Consider the following 17808-nt stretch of genomic DNA (forward strand, 5'->3'; position numbering starts at 1 on the left):
CCTTTCAATTGGCCCTTTTTAGAAACCACCGTAAATAAATCCTTCACTCGAAACACCGAACACAATCACCGACACAATTACGAACAGTTGAATCGCCACGTTCGTAAAGGCCGAACGCTCGGCCAGCCAGTCCCATGCCGATCCCTTCGTCCGTTCGATGTACTGAAACACGTGGACGGTCGTAAAGAAGAAAAGAAACACAATCAAATCGAGCAACGAGAATACTTCAAGTGCGTTCACCAGCTCCATCGGCGCCCATGACGAAGGCGTCACATACAGACGGGCATGATGAAACGCTTGCGCGACCGAGTCGGACACGAAGAAGACGCGTGAGAAACAAACTAACTGGAACGTGACCGCGATCTTCAACCATTTATGAAGCTCAGGCGTCCGGTCGAGTCGAATGAAGGATGCCATCTGTTCCCGCTGATGTTTCGTCGCATCCCCGAACACGCGGTACAGACCATGAATCAGCCCCCATAAGACGAAACTCCAAGCGGCCCCATGCCAGATGCCGCTCACCAAAAACGTGATGATGATAGCGACATAAATCTGATATCGCTTCTTTTTCCCTTTGCATAACGGGATGAATATATAATCCCTTAGCCACGTCGAGAGCGAGATGTGCCATCTGTTCCAAAAATCGGCGATGGACACCGCGAAGTGAGGTTGTCGGAAGTTCTCCGTCAACTTGATGCCGAATAGCCTCGCGCTACCGATGGCGATGTCGCTGCATGCTGAAAAATCGGCATACAATTGAATCGAAAATAACATCGTCCCGAGCACAATCTCCGAACCGGTCGGATCCGGCTGACTGAACACACTTGCGACTATCGGGGCCAATCGGTCGGCGATGAGCGTCTTTTTAAAGAAGCCCCACGCGATTCGCTTCATCCCATAGCTGACATGTTCATAGTCGAACCGTTGTTCCGCCTTGAATTGAGGCAGTAGCTTCTTGGCCCGCTCAATCGGCCCCGCCACCAACTGCGGGAAAAAGGCGAAGTAAATCGAAAAGTAGCCATAATGACGCTCGGCCTTCAATTTCCCGCGGTACAGATCGACGAGATAACTGATCGCCTGAAACGTATAAAATGAAATCGCTAACGGCAAGACGATGTCTCGATACGGGATGTCATAGTTCCAGCCCATCGATGCGGCCACCGTGCGCAGCGAGTCGTTCACGAAATTAAAGTATTTGAACCAACCGAGGAACAAAACTAGAGTCGTGACGCCCACGAGCATGAGGCGCTTTTTCTGTCGCTTGCCGTCTTGTCGTTCAATGAGGATTCCCGTGACATACGTAAAGACCGTGCTCACGAGCAACAACGGGATGAATTGGATGCTTACCGTCGCGTAAAATAAGTAACTGGCCGCTAACAACAGTATCCATCGAAAGCGATGCGGCACCGTATAGTACATCGCCACCAAAATGGCTAGAAAGAGTAAAAACTCAATTGAAATAAACGTCATATCTTCACCTGATTATTCTAAACTTATGCTGCTTTCAACAGAGGCTTCTCTTGCACCAGCTTGTTTGTTCAGGTGGTGATGAGCTCTCGTTTCGGTAACGCGGAATAGAGAATTTTTCCGGATTCGTTCCGGGGAATGGAGTCGATTCGTAGAATCGTGACTCCTCTTGTATGCATCGTGTCTTTAATGACTTGTTTCACGCCGAGAGCATCGTCACGTAGCGTATATACGTACAGTTCATCATCTGCTCCCGTACAAATACACTCATGACCGTTCGCTTGTAAGAGGTCTTCCACTTCATCGAGGCTAATCCGATTTCCATGCATCTTGATCATGCGTTTGATGCGTCCGACGATGAAGAAATACCCGTCTTCATCGACATAAGCCAAATCTCCTGTATGCAGGACACCCTCGTTCTCATCTCCGCTCGTGAGATCAGACAACGCATTGGCATAACCGAACGATACGTTGGCGCCTCGATAAATCAATTCGCCGACGACGTGCGGTGAAGTAATCGTCTCACCTGTTTCATTGCGCAATGTTAATTCCCCACCAGGGATGGCGATGCCAATACTGCCTGCCTTCTCACGATTCCGGTCCGGCGGCAAATACGACATGCGTGCCGTCGCTTCCGTTTGACCATACATCATGAAAAACTGAATACCTTTTCGTTCGCACACTTCCGCAAATTTAGTGGCTAAAGCAGGCTTCAATTTTCCCCCGGCTTGTGTCAGTTTCGTCAAACTCGGCAGCTCCATCGTCTCAAACTTGAGACGGTCGAGCATCTCGTATAAGAACGGGACGCCGCCAAACGTCGTGACGTTCTGGTCACGACATAACTGCCAAAATTCCTTCTGCATGATGGACGCATCTGTCACAATGATCGTCGCCCCAGACACGAGGTGACTGTTGATGATGGAGAGACCGTATGAGTAATTCATCGGAAGCGTCGTGATGGGACGGTCGTTTTCTCCAATGTCTAGATACGACACGATTGATTCGGCGTTGTTAAAGAGGTTGGCGTAACTGAGCCGAACCAGCTTCGGGCTTCCCGTGCTACCGGATGTCGTCAAGAGGAGCGCGAGCTCGGCATGAAGTTCGTGCTCAATCGCGTGTGGACAGACAAACAGTGCATAGTCACCGTATGCGTATGCGTAATCCATTTCCTGCGCTAATAGATCATGGTCCCGATCCGCCCAAATGTACGTCGGCTGATAGCGGTCAATTAATTTCTGCAGCTGGTCCGGATGAATCGCTGCATCTAACAGGAGCGGCACGATGCGGCCGCGGAGAAAGCCGACATAGCCGAAAATTGACTCTTTATTGTTGGCGCACAAACAAAAGACAAGCGTTCGATCACCGACCTCATCCGCGATTGAATCGGCCGCCTCCATCATCTCTGCGTAGGAGTACGCCCGATCCGCATAGATGGCGGTGCGTTCTCCATACTGCTCAATCGAGTCAAAGCGCTTCATTGTCCGAAGTCCACGCCCAGTCGTGTCAATAGGTCGATGCCGGATTGATACGTATTGAAATCTGTGATTAAATCCGAATCGATATAGACGTCAAACGCGTCCTCGAGCTCCGCAATCAACGTCATATGGCCAATCGAGTCCCACTCTTTTGTGACACCGAGCTCCATTTGTTCGAATGATGCGTCTGGCTCGACATCAAGTCCGTTTATAAATGCCGTTTTATAGAGTTCGATGTTGTTCATTGGATCAATCCTTCTCCATTTCATATATAGTGTTCGTATTTTTCGATTGATAATGATAATCATTTGCTAAGTGATTCTATCACATCGCATTTTTTACGGCAATATGGCATGGGATAATTCAGGCTGTGCATCAAGAAAAACCGGCCACCTTGTTTCGGTAGCCGGTACTCAATACAAGACTTTTAGATTAGAATGGATTGCAATCAGTGTCACGTTTTAACTTAACAGTCTGCTAGCAACTTTAATCTGCTTGAATCACTTCAGCCAGTCTCACAACTTGAAGTTCCGTCTTCACTTCATTGATAGAGGAAATCGTTTCTTTTGATCGCTCGGCCATTTCTTCAGGAAGATCTTTTAGGCGTTCTCTTGAATCCGTAAGCTCTTTTTCAATTCGATCGAATTCATCTTGATCAATTTTATTCTCATTCTTTTCTTCTTTCCAAAATTGTAGTGTCTCAATGGCTTTCCCACCTGTATTTTTGACCTTTTGATACGCAGAGATTGTATAGTTCGCCGCTACAATGACATCTGTAGAGGATTCTAGGGCTTCCCTCGCTTCAATCGTTGAGGTTCGAACGTCTTCAATGTGATACACCAGTTCTGTATCCAATTCGTGCTCCATCTCTAATAACAATGCTGGATCTTTCTCAGTTTGATAGGTCTCATACAATTGACTGACCCGTTCACGTGTCTGACCCATCTCTTGTTTGATACTCGATAAGTGTTCTAATCGAAATAATACGGCGTCCACTTCATTTAACGTGCTGTTGGCAGAACTTAAATAAGAACTCATCTTACCTAACACCGGACTACTCACCACACTGTTGACTCCTGAGATGACAAGCGTCGCTGAATTGATATGTTCTAATACGTTACGGACAGGGACCATATTTTGCTCTAACCAATCTACTTGTTGGACAAGCTGAGCTAAATCTTTATCGTATTCCTTTAAATCATGAATAATTTTTGGGACTTCTCTTTCAATAGTTGTGACAGACTCTTCTTGCATATCGTCGACGCGTGATTGCATCTCCGCTTGAGCGATAGATCCGTCCGCATTCCTATTCATATTGAATTGACTGACAAAGTACCCGACTGTGCCGGATACAACTACAGACGATGCGATTGTAATTGGAATCAAATAGGTTTGAAAAAATGATGTTCGTCTGCCAGTTCGCTCTCTTTTCGATTCCATTATGAAAAGCTCCTCTACTAATATTTTTATAAAAATTACCATTTTATGATTATTTTTATCTATATTGTAAATCCGAAACTAAATATCAACAATCCTTTTTAAGATTAGACTCACAAAAAAAAAGCGACTAGAACTATTCTCTCGTCGCTGTCTGCAGGAGACTTAATAAACTAACTCTGCTTGTTTGTAAGTTCCACTAATTAGACGAACCGGCTTATGATGTGGAATAATGCTTCACTTTTAAAAAGACCACCTGTGATCTTCTGGTAAACAGTCATCACACAGCAGTTTTCCTTCGAAAGTTGCTCCATTACACAACTGTAACAATGGATTACTTTTTTCTCTGTCTGTTATCCAACGTCCACAAGTTGAGCATTGTCCACAATTCAGTGAAACTGGATCTAAGACAACCGTGGAGCAACTTTCCCATTTCACATTCATTTCATTCGTACCTATTCTGATTGTTTGGTTATGACACAGCTCATTCGTAATCAAATCAATCATCCCAAAATCTTTATGTCCTTCAGTTTCTTCTACTTCCACCAAAAAAGATACATTGATTAAAACTGTTTTTTTCAAAGTTAAGTCTCCTTTTAGATATTCAATGCATGAGAGTTTTAATTAGAGTAGGTATCTTTTCCTCAAGTTTCCCTTCAACAAGACTACCATTCGGCAGCAGAGAAGATTCGCCTGCAAAAAGCGTCAAAACCAGTGAGTGGCTCTGACGCTTCAATCATTTTTTTATGTGATCACTTATGATACTGCTCGTTCCGATTGATCCGCCGACCTTCTTCAATTACCACGGTAGCTTCGAACCGCTTATTTCTTCTTCCCATAGTTTATGGAGCTCATTTAACACCTTCATCGACAGCTCACCTTCTGATGCAGAAATATTGTGTTGCAGTTGTGCAATATTTCTCGCCCCAGGAATGGTGGTAGACACTTCTTCGAAAGAGAGAACATATTGGAGTGCCGCTTGTACCATCGAGCGCTCTTCTCCAAGAATGAGACGAACTTTTTCTACCAATCGAGCTCTTCTCTGAATTTCTTCTTCACTCCATCTGTCCCGAATCCCGCTAAATTTACTATGACGATCATACTTTCCAGTTAGCCAACCTGAATCGAGTGGAATCTTGGCAATGATTCCGACGCCTTGTTGGCATGCCAGCTTGATTGACTCGGCTGGTTCCTGATGAAACATATTGAACATGACCTCAATCACCTGACTGTCGGTATGCTTGATTAATTCGGTCACTTCTTTTCCCGTATCAACCGAAGCCCCATACGCTTTAATTTTCCCTTCAGCTTTTAGCTGTTCTAGTAACTCAAACTGCGGAGATTCACTAGTTAGCGTTGAGAACGGAGGATTATGTAGTAAGAGGCAGTCTAAATAATCGGTCTGTAATCTGCGTAAACTACTTTCGACAGATAACCGTAACTGCTCTGGTTCAAAGTTCAGCTCTCCATTTGAATGATGGCCGCCCTTACTACTAATGACGACTTGATCTCGTTTTCCTCTAACGGCTTTTCCGATCAACTCTTCACTTTTCCCGGCTCCATAGTTTGGTGCTGTATCAAAAAACGTGCAATCTTCATCCATTGATTGTTCCACTAAATGGATAGCTTCTTCATCCGTCATCTTGCCCCAGTCTTTTTCATTACCTAACTGCCATGCTCCAAAGCCGATCTCCGATACTTCAATCCCTGAATGTCCCAATGGTCGTTTTTTCATTTTTAACCTTCCAACCTTTCTGTCTAGAAAGAGTTATCATCAAATGAGGGTTTTCAATTTATTATAGTGACTGATCTTTGGTGTTTCAATACACATAATTACTTCAGATAACTCCCAGTGATGGATACGATGTCTATGAATTCACTTTAACCTTTTTTCACGCTTAAGACGGTCACAGTTATCAATATGATCGCCATTCCACATAGTTGAACAACGTTGAGGGTTTCACTGAGGAGAAAAAATCCAAAAGAGGACGCAGTGACTGGCTCGACCATAGCAATAACAGAAGCTGAAGTTGGCGACGTTTCCTCCAAACCCACTACGTATAAAAAGAAGGATAAACCCGCACCAAAGATCCCTAATAGAATCATCCAGAACCAGTCTGGTGAGTAAATGACGGATACTGCTTCATTCAAATCTGTGAAGAACAACATGATTAACGTAAACGTAAGAAAAGCGATTGCCAAAATCCCTTGTGGTTCTCCATGCTTTGAAGCATATTTAAAACCAAAAATAAACAACGCATATGATAGTCCGGCGCCTAGGCCCGCTAGAAGTCCAATCGTTGTAACCTGATCAGAGCCGACATTGTAAACTTCCGTCAGCAAGACGACACCAACCATCACGAAAGCGATTGCTATGAATTTGAAGAGAGAAGGTTTTTCCAGATGAAATATAAACGAGATAAGGAGAACAAAGATAGGTGCCGTGTACATCAAGGCCGCCGCTACGGCGACGCTTGATTCTGAGATGCTAACAAAGTAAAAAACAAAGTTTCCTACTATCCCAATGCCTGCTACGACGGCCCAAAGGCATAAGCGTTTGTTTAACCGGACTGGTCGAAATACAAACCAAATTAGAAGACATATTAACCCTACAGTTCCTCTGTAAAAAGAAACGACCAAAGGGTCCCAACCTTTCTCCATTAAAAAACTGCCAAGTCCACCGGAGATACCCCATAAAATTGCCGATAAAGCCACTAACACCAGGCCCTTATTAAGCATATTATTACCTCCACATTCCTCATTTAATCTATGTGGAGGTAACTATACATTTTAATCAAAAATTTATAACTTGATTTTGGTGCGGTTAACGCCTAAAACCTCAGTTATTTATGGTACGGTTCATTCCGATTGATCCGATACGCCCGGTAAATCTGCTCACATAACACGAGCTTCATCAATTGATGCGGGAACGTCATCTTCGAGAACGAGATCGTATCGTCCGACCGTTTCATGACGTCGTCGGATAAGCCAAGCGACCCACCGATGACGAAGGCGATTTTGCTCTTGCCGTACGTTGCCAACTTGTCGAGCTCGCGGGCGAACTCTTCACTCGTCCGCTGCTTGGCATCGATGGCGAGAGCGATGACGTGCGTGTCCGGACTGATTTTCGCCAAAATCCGCTCGCCTTCTTTTTGTTTTACTAGAAACATGTCGGCTTCACTCAAATGTTCGGGCGCTTTCTCGTCCGCAACCTCGATTTCATGCACTTTCGCGTATGCCGACAGGCGCTTCGTGTACTCTGCAATTCCTAGTTTCAAATATTTTTCTTTTAATTTGCCGACCGTGATAATTGAAATATTCATCCAATTCTTCCTTTTTCCACAGTTTTTTCGGAGTTATCCATAGGGTTATCCACAGAGTTATCCACAAATCCACATGTTGACAATCATTTTTTGCTTGACACAACATATGTTGCGTCGTCGTCGCAGAACTCACATTTGACTTGTCCACTCGTGGATAGTTCTTCGAGCAACGGGTACTCCCCCGTCTCATCGACAATGATGTCTAAAGCGATTTCAACATGTTCCTTGCATACTTTTTTTTCCACAATTTTTCCTCCTTAAAAAAGAAGCGTCGCCGCTCCTTTACGTTGCTTCTGTTAATGTGGCCTCGGTCGTTCCTGTCTTGCCTCGCCGTGTATATTCGATGACGATGTTATCCCCGACCGCGGCGTCTCGGTACAAAGCGTCACGTAAATCGACGTAACGTTTAATCTCACGGTCGCCGATCTTCGTGATGACGTCACCGACTCGCAGCCCCGCTTGTTCGGCCGGACTACCAGGTGTGATCGCCTCGACGAACACCCCGTCCTCTTTGTCAAAACTGATGCCGTATTCTTCCCGGACGTTGCCCGGGACGGCGATGACCTCTTGGATCGTGACGCCGAGCTGAGCCCGTGTCACCCGTCCGTCACGCTCGAGCATGTCGATGACCGGCAACGCCACGTTGACCGGGATCGAGAAGCCGACCCCTTCGACGCTCGCTTCGGCGATTTTCATCGAGTTGATACCGACGAGCTCGCCGCGGATGTTGATGAGTGCCCCGCCCGAGTTGCCGGGATTGATGGCGGCGTCGGTCTGAATGACCTCGGCGTTATAGTCCATGAGACCGTCCGCGTTCGTATCGACCGGCACGGTCCGTTCGACACCACTGACGATACCACGCGTGACCGAGTTTGAAAAGACGCCGAGCGGGTTGCCGATCGCCATCACGGTCTCGCCGGCCTGTAGCACCGTCGAATCGCCGAGCACGATCGGATTGACGTCGATATTCTCCGGAAGTTTCACGGAGGCGACCGCCAAGTCGTTAAGCGGGTCTTCTCCTAAAATCGTGGCCGTGGCGACTTGCCCGTCCGCGAAGGCGACGTTGATCTCGTCCGCTTCCTCGATGACGTGGAAGTTCGTGACGATGTACGCCGTGTCCCGGTCCACTTTATAAACGACACCAGAGCCTGCACCTGCCTCCCATTGCGAGTCCGAGGTGAAGGCGCGCTGGATGTTCGTGATGCTGACGACGGACGTCTTCGCGCCCGTGACGGCGGCCGTGATGTCCGACTCCGTGACGGTGACGGCTTGCTCGGTACGGACCAGTTCGTTTGTAACAAAACGAGAGGTCGGCGAATCCCAGAGCATCATCGCGAAAAAGAATAACGCCGCTCCTAAGAATCCGCCAACCCCTCCGAGTAATAACGGTTTTACATTCAGCCGTGGCTTATGGCGCACGTGTTCCTCTTGCTTCGGACGCCACTCGCTTCGGGATGGATAAGTCGATGGTGAATCGTTCATTGATGCTGCTTCGTGCTCTAAAGGTTCGACGTCTTGAGGTTCATACTCATGGTGTCTCTCTTCGTTCACGACGCGCCCCCCCTTCAGGACAGTGTTACCTGTCTTTTCCCAAGTTCGCTTATAAAGAAACGAGCGGACATGGGATTAATGGGTCGGTGTCATGCAGTTTGATGCGTCCGAGATCGACGTCACGCATGCCGAGCGTCTGTGCGACGCTCATCTGCGCGAGTTCTTTCATATTGTTGTCTTTACTGAGGTGGGCCAAAAAGATCCGTTTCGTCCGGTCACCGATGACCTCGCTCATGGCGATGGCGGCGTCTTCGTTCGAGACGTGGCCATAGTCCCCGAGGATACGCCGTTTGACGCTCCACGGGTACCGTCCCATCTGCAGCATCGAGACGTCGTGGTTCGACTCAAAGATGAAGTCGTCCGCGCCGCGGATGAGCCCTTTCATCCGGTCCGAGACGTACCCGGTGTCGGTGATGTGGGCCAACCGCTTGCCGTCATGGGCGAACTGATAAAACATCGGGTCGGCCGCATCGTGGCTAACGTTGAACGACTCGATCTCGATGTCCCCGAACTGTTTGACGTCACCGACTTCGAAATGAAACTTCAAGGCCGGGTCGATCTTGCCGATTTTGTCTTCCATCGCTGCCCACGTCTTCGTGTTCGCGTAGATCGGCAAGTTGTACTTCCGGGCGAGGATCCCGACTCCTTTAATATGGTCGGAGTGCTCATGTGTGACGAGCAGTGCGTCGATACCCTCGAACGACTGGCCGATGTCTGTGACGCGTTGCTGCATCGCCTTGCCGGTCAATCCGGCGTCGACGAGCAATTTCGCCCGGTCCGTCTCAATATAGAGCGCGTTGCCGGTCGAACCGCTCGCGAGCACACTGTAGCGTAAAGTCACTCGATCACTCCTTTCAGTCTTCTAAATTAAATTCAACCCGTTCGACCGTCCCATCGATCGCATTGACGAAATACACGTTGTCGTCGATGGCGATCGACCAGAGCGGCGGCATGATGACCAAGCTGCCGGAACTGTCGAGCGGTAAGCTATAAAACCCGGTGTTGATGGCGCGCATCTCTTGGTTCGGCTGGAAGTACTTCCGGGCCGCGAGTTGTGAGATCGCCTCACTCGCTGTCAAGACTAGGTCGTCTTGCGATTTCGACGACAAGTTCGTCAAATGGCGCTGCTTGTAGTCGGTCACTTCGTAGTTTTCGTTCAATTGGAGCAATAATAGGGACGGACCGATATATGTCTCCGTACCCGCCTCGATTTCCGGGTTCGAGAAAATCTTATTTTTTTCATACGTCTGAACGAATGCGAGTTGGCGCGTCTCTTGGTCAAACCGCCAGTAGGCGTACTCTGACCCGAACGGCACGTACTCGGTGACGAACGTCGTCGCCGTCGTCCGCAAGTCGTTCTCGTCGAGCGGGACAGCTTGTTTGAGCTCAACTTCAAGCTGCATGTTGTCGAGCGTCGTCGCTAGTTGTACTTCACGATTTTTCGTAATCATCGACGCCGACATCTGCTCAGACGAGCCGGTCAAATAACCGATATCCCGTCCCATCCGCGGCAATTTCGATGCGTCGACGTCACGTTGGTCCAAGATTTGGGCGATTGACGTGTTGTCGCTCGTCACGACCTCGGTCGCCCACGTTTCCGTCAAGAGCTGGAACAACAGGTAGATGTTCAGCGCGAGGAAGGCGAGGATTAGAATCGTTTTCGCTTTACTCCAATCCACGGTACATCATCCTCTCTGTCCAATCTTCCGGCTTATCGTACGGGATCCATCTCCCAGCTTCACGGACGAACCAGTTCGGGGAGAACGTGACGTAACGGCTCGCGTCTTCATTGTATTCGATCTCATAACCGGGACGAATCTCGGTCACGTTTTCGAACCGGTCTGCGTTGACGAGCGTATCGATGACGTCTTGCCCGTCCGCAAGCTGTGTCGTCCCGACCGAGATCAACCGATCGATCTCGAGATGGTGACGCGTGATGGACCGGACTTGTGCCCCGTCATTTTCAACGCGCAGTGTGGATAAGTCGATCGCATCGTTGTTGATAAACGCATCACGTTGGCTAAAAACAGGGTGCCCTTTCACGTGAAACCGAAACACGGTCGTCTCAAAGCCTTTGTTCGCTGGTGTGATCGCATCGAAACGAAGGGACAGCCCTTGACTCTCTGACGTCTCATCGACCCAGCCGCCATGAAAGTTGACGAAGTCGACGATCGTATCAAGCCCGATCGCCGACTCGCGCTCGGTGCTATTGCGTGACAAGTTACGGTAGCGGCTCGCGTTCAACGTCGCGTCATACTCGGCGACGCTGATCCCGTTCGTGAGTGCGCCGACCGAACTCGCCGGATCGACTTCTTGAACGTTCGGGTCCCCGGGGAAGAACGTATCGCGCATCCAATCAAGGCGTGCCGAGATTTGGATTTGTGAGACGTCATAAGCGAACAGCTCGTTCATCTCAGGCCCGACGACCGGGATATAGTTGACCCGCTCATCCGTGTACGTGACCCGTTGCATCGCGCGGTTCGAATCTTTTAAGAACAAACTGTTGACGTCCCCTTGTCCGGCTTTAGAGAGCCGACCTTCCCACAACGACTGATCGCTCATGATCGCCCGGACTTTCCAGACGTTGTCGTCCATGAAGATGAGCGCCCGTTGCGGTACTTTCCCTGACAGGCTGTAAGATCCGGGCAGAATGTAACTGAGTGTGTCTGCATAGTATGGTTCCGGTAAAATCAGTTCAACTGCCTCGTTGACACCGGCATACAAGCTCGGTACGTTTTTGACGGCGAGCGGTTTAAACTCGTTCGCCTCGAACGCGTCGCGAATGACCCGAGCGATTTGCTTCGGCGTGTTCTTCGTCGCAAAGACAGCGTTGTTCTCGTGGACGACCGTCTGGGTTGGCACGATAATTTGCCTCGCCTGACGTTGCAGCGACTCATCCACCGTCGCCACTTGGGTCTCGGATTGAACCGATTGATACTTCGGATGGTAATCCCAAAGGATGACCGTTTGGACGATCGACGTGACGATCAAGGTAAGCAAGACGAGCGATTTCACTAGTTCTGGCTTCGCCAAGAAGCGAGGTCGTCCCATCAGTCATTCACCTCCACGATCGTATCGAACGGGATGGTGAAGTAAATCGTCGTCCCACGTCCAAACTCGCTCTCCGCCCAAATGTCGCCACCGTGGGCTGAAACGACTTCCTTGGCAATCGACAGACCGAGTCCGGTCCCGCCGATATTTCGCGCTCGGGCCTTGTCGACCCGGTAAAAGCGTTCAAAGATTTTCTTCAAATTCGACTTCGGAATCCCGACACCTTCATCTTTGATACCGATGACGAGCCGTTTCGCCCGCAGCATCGTCCGGAACGTGATCGTCCCACCTTCTGGAGAGAACTTGACCGCGTTCGTGATGATGTTGTCGATGACTTGCGTCATCTTATCTTGATCGGCGTGCACGTAGACGCGACGCTTCATGAGTTTCCGGCGGAACTGGATCGTTTCGCCTTTCGTCATCTCATGGCGCTCGATGATATCGTTGAAGAATTGGATGAAGTCAAACTTCACTTTTTGCATCGTATACTCTTTACTGTCCATCTTCGAGAGCTGGAGTAAGTCGTTGACGAGACGAATCATCCGTTCGGTCTCGTTTTGAGTCGTCTCAAGGAACCGCGGTGCGAGCTCATCATCTTTGTACGCGCCTTCGGCGAGCACTTCGAGATAGCTCCGCATCGTCGTGAGCGGCGTCCGCAGCTCGTGGCTGACGTTGGCGACGAACTCACGGCGGTCTTGTTCGACTTGCTCTTGCTCGGTCACGTCGTGCAAGACGACGATGAGTCCGGTGATCGGACCGCTATGTTTTTGAATTGGTGAGAAGTAGGCGCGGACGAGGAACAGTTCTTCGTCCGTGCTCAGATCGATTAATTTCGTCGGCATCGTCCCGTCTTCCGGGATGACGATCTCATCATCAAACTCGAGCAGGCTCTGCAGATTCGCTCCCATCGCCTCTTCTTCGGCGACGCCAATCATATCGCGGGCCTGATCGTTCATGAGGATGACCCGGAGCGAGCGGTCGGTCGCGACGACACCGTCCGACATGTTCTCTAACACGCTCGTCAAGCGCCGTCGTTCCGCCTCGGTCGTCGCGTTCGCTTCCATCAGTTCATCGGTCAATTCGTTAAAGGCGTAGGCGAGTTGACCGACCTCATCGTCAGAATAGACTTTAACTTTCCGCGAGAAGTTTCCTTTTCGCATCTCGACGGCTTGACGACGCATGTCCGCAATCGGCCGCGTGATCGTCCGTGACAGCAAAATTCCGAGGATGGACGTGATAATCAAGGCGATGAGCGTACCGGTCGCAAGGATCCTCGTCACTTGCTCCATCTGGTTGTATATCGATTGCATCGACGCCTCGATATAGATCATCCCGGTCGTCGTCCCATCGACCTCAGATTTGATCGGGACGGCGACGACGCGCATCCGCTCGTTCGAGTCCTCATAGACGAGCGTCTCTTGCGCACCGCTTGTCGCGAACGATTTTTGAATGAATGAACTCGCCGTCCGTTGTCCGACGAGGCTTTGGTTGTTTTGGTTCGAAGTCGCCCGGACGACACTGTTCGTGTCGATAATTTGGACTTCGCGAATGTCGTCAGCTAGCGTCGTGCTCTCCGTAAACTCAGACAGCAGTTGATCCAGTACCTGGTTCAACTGCTGATCAGTAGTCGAGTCACCGCCGTTCGATGCGATCCCTTCACTGACGTTGTAGCTCAGAAGGTTGGCCCGATCGACGAGCGACTGCGAGAAGTTGTTGATGTATTGTCGTTCGAGGGAGCGTACGAAGTACACTCCGATGACTTGCATCGCAACAAGGATGAGCAGCGCATAGATGACGACGAGCTTCCACTGGATAGATTTAAAGAAGTTCGTCCGTTTCATCGTTTAGTCTTCTTCTCCCGCTTTTAAATAGTACCCGACACCGCGGCGCGTAATAATATACGTCGGTGTACTCGGGCTGTCTTCGACCTTCTCCCGCAAACGGCGGACCGTCACGTCGACCGTACGCACGTCTCCGAAGTAGTCGTAACCCCACACCGTCTGAAGCAAATGCTCGCGCGTCATCACTTGGCCGATGTTTTGGGCCAGGTAATGGATGAGCTCAAATTCACGGTGCGTCAGTTCGATCTTCTCTTCGCGTTTCGTGACCATGTATGAATCCGGATGAATCGTCAAGTCACCGATCACGATATCGTTCGCGTTGGCGCCTTTCGCTTCGACAGCCGGTGCCGTCGCGTGACGACGCATGTTCGCTTTGACGCGGGCTAAGAGCTCGCGTGAGCTGAACGGCTTCGTGACGTAGTCGTCAGCGCCGAGTTCGAGACCGAGTACTTTGTCGATCTCCGAGTCTTTCGCCGTCAACATGATGATCGGCATATCATACTTCTTACGCACTTCACGACACACTTCCATGCCGTCTTTGAGCGGGAGCATGATGTCAAGCAAGATCAAATCAGGCTTGACCTCCTCGACTTTCACGAGTGCCTCTTCCCCGTCATAAGCGACGTGGACGACATAGCCCTCTTTTTCAAGTTTAAACTTCAATATATCAGCGATTGGTTGTTCGTCATCTACCACTAAAATCGTACGATCCATTCAGTGAGTCCTCCTCTATCGTTAAACGTACACGTCTTATTGTAACTCTTTTTCAATGGGTTAGAAAGCGTGGTCCATTTCCACGGAAATGAAAAAAGAGCCGCGAGGGCTCTTAGTCTTATGCTTCGTAGATGTCACGCAAGATGACTGTCTGTTCACGCGCCGGTCCGACCGAGAACGTCAACAGTTCGATGCCCGTCAACGCTTCGATGCGCTTGACATAGCGCTGTGCGTTCACCGGCAAGTCTTCGAACTTGCGGACCCCTGTGATGTCTTCCGTCCAGCCTGGGAGCTCTTCAAACACCGGCTCACACTTCTCGAGGACGCGGAAGTTAGGTGGGTACTCATCGAGGAGCTTGCCTTCGTACTCGTACGCCGTACAAATTTTAAGCGTCTCAAGACCTGTCAACACGTCGATCGAGTTGAGGCATAGGTCAGTGATGCCGCTGACACGACGCGAGTGGCGGACGACGACCGAGTCGAACCAACCGACACGGCGCGGACGTCCTGTCGTCGTACCGTACTCCTTACCGACTTCACGGATCATGTGACCGATCTCGTCATCGAGCTGGGTTGGGAACGGGCCGTCTCCGACGCGCGACGTGTACGCTTTACAGACGCCGACGACGTGGTCAATCTTCGAAGGTCCGATTCCGGCACCGCTCGATACCCCGCCTGACGCCGCGTTCGACGATGTGACGAACGGGTACGTCCCGTGATCGATGTCTAACAGCACACCTTGCGCGCCTTCGAATAGGATTTTCTGTTCTTCGTCGAGCGCATCGTTCAACACGACCGATGTATCACACACGTACTTGGCAAACTGTTGGCCGTACGCATAGTATTCTTCAAAGATATCATCGAACTCGACCGCGTCGACTTCATACATCTTGACGAACATCCGGTTTTTAATTGCGAGGACCGTCTTCAGTTTCTCGGCGAACACTTCCTTGTCGAGTAGGTCAGCGATCCGGATCCCGATCCGTGCCGCTTTGTCCATGTAACAAGGGCCGATCCCTTTGAGCGTCGTCCCGACTTTCGCGTCACCTTTCGCATCTTCTTCAAGCTTGTCTTGAAGCTGGTGATACGGCAAGATGACGTGGGCCCGGTTTGAGATGCGGAGGTTGTCCGTGCTCACGCCGCGCTCATGTAAGTATGCAAGCTCTGTAATAAGCGACTTCGGGTTGACGACCATCCCGTTCCCGATGACACATGTCTTGTCCGAATAGAAGATCCCCGATGGAATCAAGTGAAGTTTATACTTCGTATCATTGAAGACGATCGTATGACCAGCGTTGTCTCCCCCTTGATAACGCGCGACGACGTCGGCTTGTTTAGACAAGAAATCGGTGATCTTCCCTTTTCCTTCATCGCCCCACTGCGTTCCCACTACGACTACTGATGACATAATGAATCCTCCTTGTAGATAAACGTTCTGTTCAAACCATTGGTAAGTGTACACTTGACACTTCAGAAAGTCAACCTAATACCGAACGATAATTTTATGTATTAACCTTTCGTTCGTTATTGACTCGCATTCAATTACTATTTTCCCGATTCTACAAAAAAACACCACCGATCTCACATCGGTGGTGCGAAGGCTTGCGTCTCCATGTTGACGAACTTGTTGTACTCTTTCCGGAACGAGAGTTTGACCGTGCCGGTCGGACCGTTACGCTGTTTGGCGATGATGATCTCGATCGTGTTGGCGTCTTCACTCTCTTTATCGTAATAGTCGTCCCGGTACAAGAAGGCGACGATATCGGCATCTTGCTCGATTGCTCCGGATTCCCGGATATCCGACATCATCGGCCGTTTGTCTTGACGGCTCTCTACGCCACGCGAGAGCTGCGACAAGGCAATGACCGGTACTTGGAGTTCCCGGGCGATCGCTTTGAGCGTACGCGAGATCTCAGAGACTTCTTGTTGCCGGTTCTCGCCCGGCTTGCCGTTCCCGACAATGAGCTGCAAGTAGTCGATCATGATCATGCCGAGACCGTACTCTTGCTTCAAGCGGCGGCATTTGGCCCGAATCTCGTTGACGCGAAGACCTGGTGTATCATCGATAAAGATACCGGCCTGTGATAACGACGACATCGCGAGCGATAGCCGTCCCCAGTCCTCAGACTCGAGTCGCCCGGTCCGCAGACGCTGCGCGTCGATATTGCCTTCCGCACAGAGCATCCGCATGACGAGTTGTTCGGCACCCATCTCAAGACTAAAGATGGCGACGTTTTCGCCCGTACGGACGGCGACGTTTTGCGAGATGTTGAGGGCGAAGGCCGTCTTCCCGACAGAAGGACGGGCAGCCACGATGATGAGGTCGTTACGCTGGAACCCGGCCGTCATCTTGTCGAGGTCACTAAAGCCGGTCGCGATCCCGGTGATCTCACCGCTCGATTGATGCAGCTTCTCGATCGTCGAATAGGCATCCGACAAAACCGAACCGATCGAATGGAAACTCGATTGGCCTTTCCGCTGCGAAACTTTTAAAATGTTTCGCTCGGCATCAGATAGGACCGCATCGACTTCGTCTTGACGCTCGTATCCGTCCGAGACGATATTCGTCGCCGTCCGGATGAGACGCCGGAGCGCCGCCTTTTGATCGACGACGTTCAAATAGTACCCGATGTTCCCGATGGCAGGAACCGCCTCGGCGATTTCGGCCAAGTAGTTCAATCCACCGATCTCATCGAGGATTCCTTGTGATTGGAGCTCCGAACTGAGCGTGACCAAGTCGACGAGTTCCCCGCGGTCGTTGATCTTCAGCATCGCTTCGAAGATCCGTTGATGGCTGACACGATAAAAGTCGTCCGGGTCGACTCGTTCCGAGGCCGTGATCAGCCGGTCAGAATCGAGAATAACTGCCCCAAGGACGGCTTGTTCCGCCTCAACGCTATGTGGCGGAGTATTGACTTGAATCGCATCACTCATTCGTTTCTACCTCGC

Annotated in this window: 17 protein-coding genes; all 17 read right to left on the bottom strand. The window is 50.1% G+C overall.

The genetic code is table 11. The annotated features are described in order from the left end of the window. Positions 1-18: 18 nt before the first annotated feature. Complete coding sequence (locus tag EVJ32_RS07905) at positions 19-1470, bottom strand: MBOAT family O-acyltransferase (protein WP_131457799.1); 1452 nt, start codon at positions 1468-1470, stop codon at positions 19-21. 68 nt (positions 1471-1538) lie between these two features. Then, the gene (locus EVJ32_RS07910) at positions 1539-2945 is read right to left on the bottom strand and encodes an AMP-binding protein (RefSeq protein ID WP_131457800.1); all 1407 of its coding nucleotides are present in this window, start codon (positions 2943-2945) and stop codon (positions 1539-1541) included. Continuing rightward, a complete protein-coding gene (locus EVJ32_RS07915; protein WP_131457801.1) occupies positions 2942-3187 on the bottom strand; it encodes an acyl carrier protein in 246 nt (81 codons plus the stop codon). The genes EVJ32_RS07910 and EVJ32_RS07915 overlap by 4 nt, the downstream gene beginning before the upstream one ends. A 241-nt stretch (positions 3188-3428) precedes the next feature. After that, positions 3429-4382, bottom strand: a complete 954-nt coding sequence (locus EVJ32_RS07920; RefSeq protein ID WP_131457802.1) for a hypothetical protein — start codon at positions 4380-4382, stop codon at positions 3429-3431. Positions 4383-4622: 240 nt separating this feature from the next. Continuing rightward, on the bottom strand, positions 4623-4961 hold the full coding sequence (locus tag EVJ32_RS07925; RefSeq protein ID WP_131457803.1) for a hypothetical protein: 339 nt from the start codon (positions 4959-4961) through the stop codon (positions 4623-4625). A 217-nt stretch (positions 4962-5178) separates the two neighbouring features. Beyond that, positions 5179-6114: an aldo/keto reductase gene (locus EVJ32_RS07930; protein ID WP_131457804.1), complete on the bottom strand. Its 936-nt coding sequence runs from the start codon at positions 6112-6114 to the stop codon at positions 5179-5181. A 146-nt stretch (positions 6115-6260) separates the two neighbouring features. Further along, positions 6261-7118, bottom strand: coding sequence for a DMT family transporter (locus tag EVJ32_RS07935; protein ID WP_131457805.1), 858 nt, complete (start codon positions 7116-7118; stop codon positions 6261-6263). Between the two features lie 104 nt (positions 7119-7222). After that, positions 7223-7702, bottom strand: a complete 480-nt coding sequence (rlmH, locus tag EVJ32_RS07940; protein ID WP_016509065.1) for a 23S rRNA (pseudouridine(1915)-N(3))-methyltransferase RlmH — start codon at positions 7700-7702, stop codon at positions 7223-7225. An 83-nt stretch (positions 7703-7785) separates the two neighbouring features. Then, positions 7786-7947, bottom strand: a complete 162-nt coding sequence (locus EVJ32_RS07945) for a CxxH/CxxC protein (RefSeq protein WP_131457806.1) — start codon at positions 7945-7947, stop codon at positions 7786-7788. Positions 7948-7984: 37 nt separating this feature from the next. Then, a complete protein-coding gene (locus EVJ32_RS07950; RefSeq protein ID WP_131457807.1) occupies positions 7985-9253 on the bottom strand; it encodes a S1C family serine protease in 1269 nt (422 codons plus the stop codon). A gap of 49 nt (positions 9254-9302) precedes the next feature. Then, a complete protein-coding gene (locus EVJ32_RS07955; RefSeq protein ID WP_131457808.1) occupies positions 9303-10094 on the bottom strand; it encodes an MBL fold metallo-hydrolase in 792 nt (263 codons plus the stop codon). Between the two features lie 13 nt (positions 10095-10107). After that, positions 10108-10932, bottom strand: coding sequence for a two-component system regulatory protein YycI (locus EVJ32_RS07960; RefSeq protein ID WP_131457809.1), 825 nt, complete (start codon positions 10930-10932; stop codon positions 10108-10110). Next, positions 10919-12304: a two-component system activity regulator YycH gene (yycH, locus tag EVJ32_RS07965; RefSeq protein WP_131457810.1), complete on the bottom strand. Its 1386-nt coding sequence runs from the start codon at positions 12302-12304 to the stop codon at positions 10919-10921. Before yycH ends, EVJ32_RS07960 begins: the two co-directional genes overlap by 14 nt. Beyond that, a complete protein-coding gene (walK, locus tag EVJ32_RS07970) occupies positions 12304-14145 on the bottom strand; it encodes a cell wall metabolism sensor histidine kinase WalK (protein ID WP_131457811.1) in 1842 nt (613 codons plus the stop codon). Before walK ends, yycH begins: the two co-directional genes overlap by 1 nt. Before the next feature lie 3 nt (positions 14146-14148). Then, positions 14149-14859, bottom strand: a complete 711-nt coding sequence (yycF, locus tag EVJ32_RS07975; RefSeq protein WP_070329347.1) for a response regulator YycF — start codon at positions 14857-14859, stop codon at positions 14149-14151. Positions 14860-14977: 118 nt separating this feature from the next. Further along, on the bottom strand, positions 14978-16267 hold the full coding sequence (locus tag EVJ32_RS07980) for an adenylosuccinate synthase (RefSeq protein ID WP_070329346.1): 1290 nt from the start codon (positions 16265-16267) through the stop codon (positions 14978-14980). 173 nt (positions 16268-16440) lie between these two features. After that, entirely contained in the window at positions 16441-17793 is a 1353-nt protein-coding gene (dnaB, locus tag EVJ32_RS07985) for a replicative DNA helicase (RefSeq protein ID WP_131457812.1), read from the bottom strand. Positions 17794-17808 lie beyond the last annotated feature (15 nt).

Source organism: Exiguobacterium sp. SH5S4, assembly GCF_004337045.1.
GTDB lineage: Bacteria > Bacillota > Bacilli > Exiguobacteriales > Exiguobacteriaceae > Exiguobacterium > Exiguobacterium aurantiacum_A.